The organism is Lysinibacillus sp. 54212 (genome assembly GCF_036662795.1).
Classification (GTDB): domain Bacteria; phylum Bacillota; class Bacilli; order Bacillales_A; family Planococcaceae; genus Lysinibacillus_B.
This window is the reverse complement of sequence record NZ_JBAFWZ010000021.1, coordinates 17,947-30,192: the sequence shown is the minus strand read 5'-3', so window position 1 is coordinate 30,192 and position 12,246 is coordinate 17,947. Positions and strand designations below refer to the sequence as shown.

Genomic DNA, 12,246 nt, shown 5'->3' with positions numbered 1-12,246 from the left:
AAATGATCTCCTCGCTTTCATGTAAATTATACCATATAGCATTGGATTGCTAGAAATTTCTACAATACCCTAAGTTCCTAACCTATGAATTCGTTGCATACGCTCATTAAATAAGGTTGGGTATACTAACAGCCCAAGAATAACACTTGATAATGTGGCGCAAGTCAGTAGGGCAAAGATAATTAAAATTTGAAACTGTACTGCCTGCACGGGCGCGGCACCACCAATGATTTGTCCGCTCATCATTCCTGGTAGTTGTACTAAACCGATTGTTTTTTGTGCTTCAATGGTTGGAATCATGCTAGCTCTTATAGAGTTTGTTAAATGGCGCTGTACGGCCTGTTTGGGTGTACCGCCTAGTGATAAAATAAGCTCGATTTCATCCTCATTAGCACCTATTTCGGCTTGGAAGCGATTTAAAAAGAGAATAGAAAGCACCATGGCGTTGCCGATCATCATGCCGCTAATGGGAATAATGAACTGAGGTGTAGGGGGGACGATTTGTAGACCAAGCAATATCCCTTGTGTAACGACCTCGACAACGCTTAATGTAACGGCGATTTTCCATGTAATACCCGGAATGAACTCGCCTTTTTTTCGTGCATTTAATGTCGCAACAGCAATCATAAACAAAATCATGCTTACAATATAAATTGGGCTATCTGTTTCGAAAATGAATTGTAGGACGAATCCGATAGCGAGTAGTTGGATAATTGAACGAATTGTGGCGATCGTAATATCCTTCCCAAGACCAAGCTTTAATGCTTTCGATAATAATAGTGGAAGCAGTATGAAAATTAATGTTAAAGATAGCGTACTGTACGTCATACGACACCTCCACTTAGAAACTGTTGTAAGGTTGGGTTTGTTGAGCTTTCTAGAGTGGCATATTCTCCACTTTCCACAAGTTGCCCGTCCTTCAGCACCCAAGTGAAATTACTGAGCTGCTTTGCTTGCTTTAAGTTATGGGTAATCCAAATAATTGTGACGCCGTATTTTTCGTTAATTTTCAGTATAAGCTCCTCGATATCATGGGCTGAGGCAGGATCGAGTGAAGATGTTATTTCATCTAATAATAAAATTTCGGATTTATTAATCAGTGTCCTTGCAATCGCGAGCTTTTGCTTTTGCCCGCCAGATAGCTCTGTTGCTTGTCTGTATAGTAAGGATTCATCCAAACCGACATCCTGTAAAAAGCTAATGGCCTCTTCCTTTGAAAGGGTTTCCTTATGTAGTTTTCTTGGAAGTGCTAAATTTTCGTATACAGAGGCACGAATAATTGGTGCACTTTGTAATACAATGCCGACAGTCCTTCTTAATAACGTTGGTTCATATTCCTCAATCGGTTGACCTTTGATTAGAATCTTTCCCTCGGTTGGCAGGAGTAAACCGTTACACATTTTGAGTAGTGTGGTCTTACCAGCGCCAGAAGGACCGACAAGTGTTGTAATTTTCCCTTTATAAAACGAACCCGAAATGGATTGTAAAATAGGCCGGTTCTCTATTGAGAAGGATAGCTCCTTGAATGTAATCGCTGCATCCCATTTCATCATAACAACTCCTAATTACGTCAGTATTTCCTTTTAAGGATACGTCTTTGCGAATGGGAAGGCAAAAGAAAAAGAGCTCGTTTAGGGGAACGAGCTCCGTCTTCATTATGTTTGGAAGGTTTGTAATATGTTTTAGGGGAAACATATCTAGTCGTAATAAGCTTACACCTGTTTTTCTCCTACAACGGAAGGGGATTTACCTAGAGTTGTTAAACGTTGTGCAAATGTATCGCTCCTGCTAGCTAAGCCCTTGAACGTATCTTGTTGGAATTCGTAAGCGTACGATCCGTGCTCTGCAAGGTCTAATCCTTCGATTTCTTCTTCACGAGATACACGTAGAGGCACGAAAAGTTTGACGACGGACAAACCAATACCGACTGTTGCTGCTGTCCAAGCGATTACTGCTAAAACCCCAATTGCTTGCACTCCGAGAAGCTCAATGCCGCCGCCGTAAAATAGACCGCCACCGCCAGCTACATCGAATAAGCCGACTGCAAGTGTACCCCAAATGCCACAAATACCGTGAACGGCTACTGCGCCAACTGGATCATCCACTTTTAGCTTCCATTCTATGAATCGAACACCTTCAACTAATAGGGGTCCCGCAATAAAACCGATAATAATTGCCCCTACTAAACTTACATTTGCTGCACCTGCAGTAATACCGACAAGACCAGCTAATGCGCCGTTTAATGTTAAAGACCCGTCAATATGACCGTAACGGAATTTTGTATAGAAGGCTGTTGCGATGATACCAGCGGATGCAGATAAGAAGGTGTTGGCAATCACGGTAGGAACTAATGATGGATCTGCAGCTAAAGTAGAGCCTCCGTTAAAGCCAAACCAGCCTAACCATAGAATAAATACGCCTAATGCACCAAGTGGAATAGAATGCCCGGGGATTACATTCACAACGCCTTTTTTATATTTACCGATACGAGGTCCAATGATAGCTGCTGCCACTAATGCACCTGCTGCTCCGGTTAGGTGTACTACAGTTGAACCTGCAAAATCAATGAAGCCGAGGTTTGTTAACCAGCCATCCCCTTGCCAAATCCAGTGACCTACTACAGGATAGATGAATAATGTCATAAGTACGACAATAGCTAAATAAGCATTAATATTCATACGTTCTGCTACGGCACCGGAAATAATTGTCGCACAAGTGGCTGCGAACATTGCTTGGAATACAAAGAATCCAATATCATCGACACCTAAAAGTGCGAAACCCGAGGTCCCGATAAAGCCGCCAGCACTATCGCCGAACATGAGTGCATAACCTACTAGGAAATAAACGACACCACCAAGAGAAATTGTTAAAATGTTTTTCATTAAAATATTTACAGCATTTTTTGCGCGCGTAAAGCCAGCCTCTACCATTGCAAAGCCAGCATGCATAAAGAAGACGAAAAATGCACCAAGCATTACCCAAACTAAATTAATCGACATTTCTAATGCTTCATTTGTCATAACATTCTCCTCCTTTAATCAATCGCTACAGAGCCGAGCTCTTTTGTGCGAATCCGAATTGCTTGTTCTATTGGATAAATGAATATTTTTCCATCGCCTACTTCACCAGTAGAGGCGTCACGTAAAATGACGTCTACGATTGCTTGAACCTTTGAATTATCAACGACCATTTCGAGCTTTAGCTTTTGCGAAAACTCCATTGAATAAGAGTTGCCACGGAATAATGCTGTACGTCCCTCTTGACGACCGCAGCCTGCGATTTCTGAAATGCTTAAACCATCAATCCCCTCCCTAGCTAAGCCTTCACGAACATTCGCGAAAACCTCAGGGCGGATAATTGCTTCGATTTTCTTCATTCTCAACAACTCCTTGCGTTAGGTTATATAACATATTATAGGGTATAATTCATTTAATCAATGATTTCGTGTTAGTTTTTCTTACAATTAATTTCGATGGGTTTAATCGAAATGTGAGATAAGCGCTGGAAAGCTTGATACAAAACGTTTCAGTCTAATATGTAAAGCTCATAGTCTATGGAATATGTCAAGAAGAAGTGGAGATGATTGGGAGGGAAGATAGTTATCTCTCCCGTTTTCGAAAGGGGGGATGTGTTCTAGCCTTAGGAATTTAAATTATTAACAAGGTGTTTTTAGGGGGAAATCAAATGTTTTGCTAAAATCCTTCTCTTTATGTAAGAAAAACTAACAAACTTAAAATAGCGTATCGAAAAATAAGCTGTCAGACGCCTCGCTACAAGTTAAATAGTGTATACTATGCTTAATTATGTTTCGGAAGAAGGGACTTTATAATGAAAGCAAAATACGAAGATGATAGCTTAACGCTACACACGGACCTTTATCAAATTAATATGGCAGAAAGCTACTGGGCTGATGGGATTCATAATCGCAAAGCAGTCTTTGAGTTATATTTTAGAAAGCTTCCGTTTGGCAATGGCTATGCGATATTTGCTGGACTTGAGCGTATGCTCGATTATTTACAGGATTTCCGCTTTAAAGAATCGGATCTTGCTTACTTACGAGAAGAGCTAGGATATAGCGAGGACTTTTTAAATTATTTAAAAGATATACGATTTACTGGCACTATGTATTCGATGGTTGAAGGGGAGCTTGTTTTTGCGAATGAGCCAATCGTGCGAATTGAGGCGCCATTAGTAGAAGCTCAGTTAATTGAGACGGCTCTACTGAATATCGTCAACTACCAAACGTTAGTAGCGACAAAGGCGAGCCGTATTAAGCAAGTGGTGAAAAATGAAGTAGCGATGGAATTTGGAACACGCCGAGCGCAGGAAATGGATGCTGCAATTTGGGGAGCACGAGCAGCAGTTATTGGTGGTTTTGAATCAACCTCAAATGTTCGTGCTGGGAAAAAATTTGGTATCCCTGTTGCGGGGACGCATGCACATGCACTAGTACAGGCGTATAAAAATGATTACGATGCCTTTCATGCATATGCAAAGCGTCACCGAGATTGTGTGTTTTTAGTTGATACGTACAATACGTTAAAATCTGGCGTACCTACTGCTATTAAGGTGGCGCAGGAATTAGGAGATCGCATTAACTTCATCGGTGTACGATTAGATAGTGGAGATATTTCCTTCCTATCAAAAGAAGCACGCCGTATGCTCGATGAGGCTGGATTTACAGAGGCGAAAATCATTGTTTCGAATGATTTAGATGAATATACCATTTTAAACTTAAAATCACAGGGTGCTCGTGTTGATATGTGGGGAATTGGCACGAAACTAATTACAGCATACGATCAGCCGGCGCTAGGGGCGGTTTATAAAATGGTGGCAATTGAGAATGAACACGGTGAAATGGAAGACACAATCAAAATTTCAGCAAACGCCGAAAAAGTAACAACACCGGGCTTAAAGCGTGTATTCCGTATCATTGATAAATCCAATGGAAAATCAGAGGGTGATTACATTGCGATGGCGGATGAAAACCCGCAACAGGAGGAACGAATTAAAATGTTCCATCCTGTTCATACATTCGTATCGAAGTTTGTAACAAACTTTGAGGCGAAAGAGCTGCATGAAAAAGTAATCCATGCAGGGCAAGTAATATACGATAACCCGCCTTTAGAAGAAATGCGCCAATATGCCTTCGATAACTTAGAGCTGTTATGGGATGAGTATAAGCGTTCCCTTAACCCGGAGGAATACCCTGTCGATTTAAGCCAAAAATGCTGGGATAATAAAATGCGTAATATCCAAGAGGTACGCGATATGGTCGATGAGGTTGAAAATTAATTAAAAGGGGGGATCATCATGGCTGATTTACAAAAGAGGATTATTGAAGAGCTGCATGTATTACCTGGGATAAATGTGGAAGAGGAAATTCGAAAGTCAATTAACTTTTTAAAGGAGTATGCTCATAAGCATAGCTTCGTAAAAGGCTTCGTGCTAGGGATTAGCGGAGGACAGGACTCTACATTGACAGGTAAGCTTGCGCAAATGGCAGTCGATGAATTGAACGCGGAAGCTGGAGAAAATAAATATGCCTTCTACGCAGTTCGCCTCCCGTATGGTATTCAAGCGGATGAGCAGGATTGCCAGGCTGCAATTGACTATATACAGCCGGATAAAGTGTATACCGTAAATATTAAAGAGGCAGTGGATGCTAGTGTTCGCGCACTCGCCGCTGCAGATATAGAGCTAAGTGACTTTGCAAAAGGCAATGAAAAGGCTCGTGAACGAATGAAAGTGCAATTCTCTATTGCGGCAATGAAAAATGCAGTTGTTCTCGGCACAGATCATGCTGCTGAAGCGATTACAGGGTTCTTTACGAAATTTGGAGATGGCGGCGCCGATTTAATGCCCATTTTCCGTTTGAATAAACGACAAGGAAAGCAAATTTTAAAGTATTTAAATTGTCCCGAGCACTTGTATTTAAAGGTGCCAACTGCTGATTTAGAGGAGGATCGACCGTCTCTACCCGATGAAGCGGCACTTGGTATCACATACGAGCAAATAGATGATTATCTAGAGGGCAAAGAAATCCCTACAGAGGCTCGTAAAACGCTTGAAGGACACTATTTACGCTCAAAGCACAAACGTCATCTACCAATTACGATATTTGATGATTTTTGGAAAGAGTAGCCCGAGCTACTGCGAAGGATGCACCTTATGACATACAGAGGTGCATCCTTTCTAAATTATTTCGGGAATTAGTCGATATAAATACCTAAGAAGTGTATGGAAAGGAGGTAAGCTGTGATGAGAACTTCGCGAGTAGGAAATGTGCTAACAAGTACGTACAGAAATGCAAAGCGTTATTTAGAAACAGAGGATGCATTCATTAATGTGATGAATGATCGAGATGCATTAAACCATTTTAACCGTCAGCAGCAGGATAAACAGAATGCTTCTCAAAGGAAAAAGGCACCTGTGAAAAAAGTAAATCTAGTCAATAACCGTCACCATGTTTTAATTAAGGGCATCCAGTATGATGGGGATACAGCAGCAATAATGCGAAATCGATTATTAAGACAGGCAATAATGGTAAGCTACGCAACGAAAATGAAGCGTCGAAATCACACTTACCGAACATCAATATAATCACCTGAATGAATCAGATTCGTTCAGGTGATTTTTTTTGCATTAAGCGGTTCATCATCAAAAGACGGGGTGCTAATATGCACCGCACACTGAGCGGACGCGCATCCAGAGCATGGGTTCAGTCTCCTCGCCGCTCTACGTTACGTGTGCTAGAAATGTATAAAAATAATTCTTCTTAAAACACTTTGGTATATAAATCTCATGTTAATAACCACATTATGAATAAAGCATGTGGATTGTAGTGAAGCCGCGTCCCCAGGAAAGCATGCTGGCGCAATAGAAATAACCTAATTTTTAGGAGGGTATTTTTCTAGAAAATATTTGCAATTATTTCACATGTATTTTCATCTTATTTCACAATTGCACTGTAAAGTAATCTATAGATAGAAATGAAAGGGGAATCATTGTGAAAAAGCTATTACGATTATTCATTATTGCCGGTGCAGCGCTAGCCTTAGCAGCATGTGGTGGCGAAGATAAAGAAACGAAAGAAAAAGAAAATGATCAACAAGATGTAGCGAAAGATGATACGACAGTAAAAGAAGGGGATAGAGTCGCTTCTCTAGCAGACCCTCGACTACAGGAGCCAACAGAAGAATCAGTTTGTGAAATGTGTAATATGAAAGTTTACACAAAAGATCACGAGCTAGGTGTATTCTCGGCTCAAGCAATTAAAGCGGATGGCTCAACAGCATTTTACGATGATATTGGCTGTTTATTAAATGCAGAGCTTGCACATAATGAAACAAATGATAAATATGTTCGTGATTACAATACAAAAGAATGGGCTTTAGTAGAAGATGTTGTAATTGTGAAAACAGAAATTAAGTCACCGATGAACTGGGGATATATTTACTTCGTGAAGCAAGAGGATGCGGATGCTTACATAAAAGAGAATCCAACTGCCTTTGTAGAAAAGCTTGAAAAAATCAAAGAGGATGCTAAAAAGCGTCGTGAAGAAAAGATGAAGAAACAAGCAGAGGAAGAAGCGAATAATAATCAGCATGGACAAGAGCAAGCTGACAGTGAGGAAGAAGACCATAGCGGTCATTAAAGTTTGGTAAGACTAGAGGAAATTCTTCTAGTCTTTTCGTCGTTGGTGAGGTGATTTTATGAAAAAGATAATAGGTCTGCTCCTAATAACTCTCTTTTATTGTGGAAATGATGTATATGCTGCCAAGCAGGAGCTACAAAGGCTAATTGATGAAGCGGAGGATGGCGCTGTCATTCAATTGGAGGCACGAGTATACGAGGGAGATATTATCATTAATAAACCGATTACTATTGAAGGACAGTCGGATACCGTTATTAAAGGGAAACGTGATAGCGAAACGACCGTAACGATAGAGGGGGCGAGTGATGTCACGATACGGAATGTAATGATTGATACAAAGGGAACGGCACTAGTCGTTAAGCAATCTGAGCAAGTTCGACTGCAAAACCTATCGATGTGGCATGTTCAGAAGGGGATTGTAATTCAAAAATCAAAGGATATTTCGGTGAGTGGCAGTAAAATCGGAGGCAATGATCTGCATTATGCTAAAAAAGGGAACGGGGTGGCGGTTTATAATAGTGAAACCGTTGGGCTAATCGATAATGAAATTCGCGCGGTACAGGATGGCTTTTATATTGAGGGAGTAAAGGACATTACGATCGAGAGGAACATTGTTAAGGATAGTCGTTATGGTACACATTTTATGTATAGCAGCGAAGGAAGTGTACGGGATAACCACTATACACGTAATGTGACGGGCCTGATGATTATGATGACAGCAGATTTGCAGCTAGAAAATAATTCAATTTTTTATCAGGAAGGCTTTAATGGAACAGGCATTACACTTTTCGATGCCCATAAAATGGTATTGCAGCATAACAACATAATTGGGAATCGAATCGGTCTTACGTTACAAAGTACAACTGATATTCAAGCGTTAAACAATCTGTTCCAAATGAACCAAACGGCAGTGGAATCAATAAAATCCTCTCGGTCGAATAGGGCAATGAAAAATATTTTTATTGGAAATTTAGTAAATGCAAGATCCGATCAGTCGGGGCTTATGTTATCGAATAATTTTTATGATGATTATAGTGGCATTGATTTAAATGGAGATGGCACAGGCGAAGAGGCTTATGTTGCCCTGCAAAGCTTTGGTCAGTGGATGGTACGAAAGCCGGTATATCAGTATTTTGTTGAATCCCCGAGCATAGTGCTGCTCAATACTATAGATAAAAGGGCGAACCTATCGACAAAGGATATACTTGTTGATGATGCACCGCTGACAACTAGTACATTGACGAAAGAAACGAGTGTCAAAATTCATTTCAAACAGCTGCTATTTGGACTCTTTTTACTACTAGGCTGTATCGTTTTATATAGAAGGAGTGTTGTTTTATGAAAAAAAGAATGATGATAGTACTGTTGGCTCTCGTGGCGCTTGCTGCCTGCTCGGAGAAAACCTATGAGCCAAGAGAAATTAATGCTGAAACGGATATTTGTAAAGTATGTAATATGAGCATTGCCCATGAGGATTACGCCGCACAGCTTGTTCATACGAATGGTGATTATGAAATGTTTGATGATTTAGGCTGTTTAATGGAGTTTATTGCAGATACAGAGGAATCGGATATTGGCGCTGCCTTTATTAAGGAAATGAAAAATAACAAGTGGGTCAATGTAAAGGATGCAACCTACGTCTACTCGAAGGATTATTGGACACCGATGAATTATGGAGTTGTGGCCTTTGCAAGTGAGGAAGAGGCAAAGGCTTGGATTGCCAAAGAGGGTGAGGGACAATTCCTAGCATACGATGATTTAAAAACGTTTAAGTGGGGGATTCACCATTGATGCAGCACATGTTTATCTCACTTGAATGGCGGCAAATGGTGCGCAGTAAATGGCTACTACTTGTCGCCCTATTATTTACCTTTGTCTTTGTTGCAATTGTCATGATCCAGCAAATGGCCTTACCGGATGTAGAAGGTTTTACAAGACAAACGGCGTCCTTTTTAAACCTACTGTTATTTTTATTACCGCTCTTTACGCTGACGATTGGTAGTATGAGTATTGCAGGAGATATCGAGTCGGGCTGGTTTTCTCTATTGAAAACATACCCGATCTCATTATCGCAATATATTTTCGGGAAGTTTATCGCATTATGCGGAGCGTTTTTCTTTATTGTTGTGTTCGCTTTTGGCATCGTTCTATTGCTAGGTGGCGTTCTTGGTGGGGTCAAGCTACCAATGCCATTTATTGTGCTGACGCTTCTTTTAATTGTAATTTGTGCCTCGCTTTCGACGATGATTGGAGCTTTGGCACGAAACCGCCTTCACGCTCTTGCAGTATCCCTCGTTGTATGGGCGTTCTTTTTACTGCTTTTATCCTATGCATTAATGGCTGTCGGTACAGTAGTTGCAGGGCATGTACTACAAAAGCTTACGATCGTCATGCTACATATGAATCCAATTGAATGGCTTCGTTTTGCTTACTTTATAATGGCAGACCAAGCAGCGGCTTTAGGACCAACCTATTATGATCTCATTCAGTTTTATCAATCAGCTATAGGGAAAATACTATTCGTCCTAGTAACCTTACTCTGGATAGTAGCTCCATTATGGCTAGCAAAACGAGCGTTGAAAAAGGTAGGTGGGGCAAAATGATAGTAGAATGCAAAAGCTTGCAGCAAATTTATGCGAATGGGCGCGGCTTACAGCATGCGAGCTTTACTATTCAAAAAGGGCGTATTATTGCGCTAGCTGGCGGAAATGGAGCGGGTAAAAGTACGCTTATCCGAATGCTAACGAAGCAGGAAATGCCACAGCAGGGTGAGCTAGTATGGCATGAAAATAAAACAATACGTTATATGCCGGACGATGTTGATTTTCCAACCTCACTAACGGCGGAGGAAATTTTAAAGCTGCTTTCATCCTTAAAAAAAGCGACGCAAGACGAACAAAGGGCGGTGCTTCAAAAAGTAGGACTGTCTGAGGTGAAAAAGCAAAGAGTGCAGCAATTTTCTAAAGGAATGCGTCAGCGTTTAAATCTAGCACAAAGCCTATTAGGTGGGGACGGTTTACTTATTATGGATGAGCCGACAAATGGCCTTGACCCGTACTGGATTGCCCAATTAAAGGATATGATAAGACAAGAGCGAGATCGTGGTAGCACCGTTATTTTTTCAACGCATATGCTCTCCTTTGCACAGCAACTTGCAGATGACGTCATTATTTTACATGAAGGCTCTGTGCTAGTGGCAGGTGATATGGGGGAGCTATTAGATAAATATGGATACGATGAGCTCGAGCAACTCTGGTTAAATAGAATAGGACTTAGCGAGGGATAGCCCTCCTCACAATGCCCCCGATAGTAGATTTACAACCGTATGTAAATCTCACTATCGGGATTTTTGCTATTTCCTAGCATCCGATTTTTGTGATGAGCTACAAAAATGATATAGTGGTAAAATATAGTAAACTTTATGCGTTTTAATAGGAATGCTTGGTAAAGGGGGGCTATAAATGTGGCGAATGCTAAAGACACTATTTATTTTAGAAAAGACGGATAAGAAGAATATATTCTCTATTTTGCTCGTCGCCATTTTTGTCATTGGAATGGTCGTATTTGTTAACGCTGAGGACTTAGGAAATTCAACAAAAGAGAAGTCGGGTGAATATCAAACGGTCAAAATGGCGTTAAATAAATTTCAAAAAGAGGACGCGAGTGAGGACGGCGATGGGAGTGACCTGTATAAAAACATTGTGAAACAGTACCACTCTGTTTCAAAGCAGGTAATGGCATTAAAAACGGATCGACCCCAATTATATTTTGATGCCGCAATCGATTTAACCGAATTAAGAAGACAAGCATTTGAAATGGAAGATTACGAGCGTGTTGCAAACAATCTTCCGACCAAAATCGAGAATGAATTAGACTATGCGTACTATCAATATTTAAAGAAAAATGAACTTGACCTTTCTTTAAATACGTTTAATTTCTTTCAGTTTTTTGCGTTTTTATTCAGTGTAGTAGGAGCGATTTGGTTTGTATTTATTAGCCTATACTCTTCTAATAGTATGATTGAGGATTTCCGGCATACGTCGCTCATTAAGGGCTATCCTATATCCTTTGGTCAATATGTATTAGCAAAATGTATGACGTCCATGGGAATTGTGATTATTTTCATTATTGAGCTCGTAGTTTGTAGCCTGCCACTAATTTATTTTAAAGGCTTAGGAGATGCTGCTTATCCGGTATCTGTATTCACTGGTGAGGTAACGATTTATACGATTGCACAATACGTAACGGTGTCGGTACTGTATATGATTTTTATTGCTATTTTTACGATTCTATTATCGATTATTTTGAATGTTCTTTTGAAAAATGTTTATTTAACATTGTTCGTACAGCTATTATTATTTATTTTCCCAACATTATTTCCTAGTCTTGTAAAGCTAATGCCCTACAATCCGTTTAACTACTTGAATTTTACGAGTGTATTAAGGGGAGATGCGCTAAATCTAGAAAACCCAGTCGCTTTATCGAGCGGTGATGGGTTACTTACACTTGGCATTAGTATTGTTTTGCTAATGGTCATGGTGAACCGGTTTTTAACTTCTGGAAGGCTAAAAAACTTATAGGGGGTGAAA

13 protein-coding genes are annotated in these 12,246 nt (G+C 40.3%); 9 read left to right on the top strand and 4 right to left on the bottom strand.

Going from position 1 to position 12,246, the window contains the following annotated elements; genetic code table 11:
- Positions 1-69: 69 nt before the first annotated feature.
- The 4 genes from V4T18_RS13790 to V4T18_RS13775 form a co-directional block, all read right to left on the bottom strand.
- Positions 70-828: an ABC transporter permease gene (locus tag V4T18_RS13790; protein ID WP_332650260.1), complete on the bottom strand. Its 759-nt coding sequence runs from the start codon at positions 826-828 to the stop codon at positions 70-72.
- A complete protein-coding gene (locus tag V4T18_RS13785) occupies positions 825-1,553 on the bottom strand; it encodes an ABC transporter ATP-binding protein (protein ID WP_442916943.1) in 729 nt (242 codons plus the stop codon). Before V4T18_RS13785 ends, V4T18_RS13790 begins: the two co-directional genes overlap by 4 nt.
- Positions 1,554-1,712: 159 nt before the next feature.
- A complete protein-coding gene (locus tag V4T18_RS13780) occupies positions 1,713-3,020 on the bottom strand; it encodes an ammonium transporter (RefSeq protein ID WP_332650257.1) in 1,308 nt (435 codons plus the stop codon).
- Positions 3,021-3,034: 14 nt separating this feature from the next.
- Positions 3,035-3,376: a P-II family nitrogen regulator gene (locus tag V4T18_RS13775; protein ID WP_332650256.1), complete on the bottom strand. Its 342-nt coding sequence runs from the start codon at positions 3,374-3,376 to the stop codon at positions 3,035-3,037.
- 452 nt (positions 3,377-3,828) lie between these two features.
- Here V4T18_RS13775 and V4T18_RS13770 point away from each other — a divergent pair, with 452 nt between their 5' ends.
- The 9 genes from V4T18_RS13770 to V4T18_RS13730 all read left to right on the top strand — a co-directional run bounded on the left by V4T18_RS13770 (position 3,829) and on the right by V4T18_RS13730 (position 12,237).
- Positions 3,829-5,295: a nicotinate phosphoribosyltransferase gene (locus tag V4T18_RS13770; RefSeq protein WP_332650255.1), complete on the top strand. Its 1,467-nt coding sequence runs from the start codon at positions 3,829-3,831 to the stop codon at positions 5,293-5,295.
- A gap of 18 nt (positions 5,296-5,313) precedes the next feature.
- Positions 5,314-6,144, top strand: coding sequence for an ammonia-dependent NAD(+) synthetase (nadE, locus tag V4T18_RS13765; RefSeq protein WP_332650253.1), 831 nt, complete (start codon positions 5,314-5,316; stop codon positions 6,142-6,144).
- Positions 6,145-6,261: 117 nt separating this feature from the next.
- Positions 6,262-6,603, top strand: a complete 342-nt coding sequence (locus V4T18_RS13760; RefSeq protein WP_332650251.1) for a hypothetical protein — start codon at positions 6,262-6,264, stop codon at positions 6,601-6,603.
- A 406-nt stretch (positions 6,604-7,009) separates the two neighbouring features.
- On the top strand, positions 7,010-7,657 hold the full coding sequence (locus tag V4T18_RS13755; RefSeq protein WP_332650249.1) for a nitrous oxide reductase accessory protein NosL: 648 nt from the start codon (positions 7,010-7,012) through the stop codon (positions 7,655-7,657).
- A 58-nt stretch (positions 7,658-7,715) separates the two neighbouring features.
- Entirely contained in the window at positions 7,716-8,999 is a 1,284-nt protein-coding gene (locus V4T18_RS13750) for a right-handed parallel beta-helix repeat-containing protein (protein ID WP_332650247.1), read from the top strand.
- Positions 8,996-9,448 (top strand): nitrous oxide reductase accessory protein NosL, encoded by a 453-nt coding sequence (locus V4T18_RS13745; protein ID WP_332650245.1) that lies wholly within the window; start codon positions 8,996-8,998, stop codon positions 9,446-9,448. The genes V4T18_RS13750 and V4T18_RS13745 overlap by 4 nt, the downstream gene beginning before the upstream one ends.
- A complete protein-coding gene (locus V4T18_RS13740; RefSeq protein ID WP_332650302.1) occupies positions 9,448-10,260 on the top strand; it encodes an ABC transporter permease in 813 nt (270 codons plus the stop codon). Before V4T18_RS13745 ends, V4T18_RS13740 begins: the two co-directional genes overlap by 1 nt.
- Positions 10,257-10,943 carry an ABC transporter ATP-binding protein gene (locus V4T18_RS13735; RefSeq protein WP_332650243.1) on the top strand — a complete coding sequence of 229 codons (687 nt, stop codon included), beginning with the start codon at positions 10,257-10,259 and terminating at the stop codon, positions 10,941-10,943. Before V4T18_RS13740 ends, V4T18_RS13735 begins: the two co-directional genes overlap by 4 nt.
- A gap of 175 nt (positions 10,944-11,118) precedes the next feature.
- Positions 11,119-12,237, top strand: coding sequence for an ABC transporter (locus tag V4T18_RS13730; RefSeq protein ID WP_332650242.1), 1,119 nt, complete (start codon positions 11,119-11,121; stop codon positions 12,235-12,237).
- The last annotated feature ends 9 nt before the right edge of the window (positions 12,238-12,246 follow it).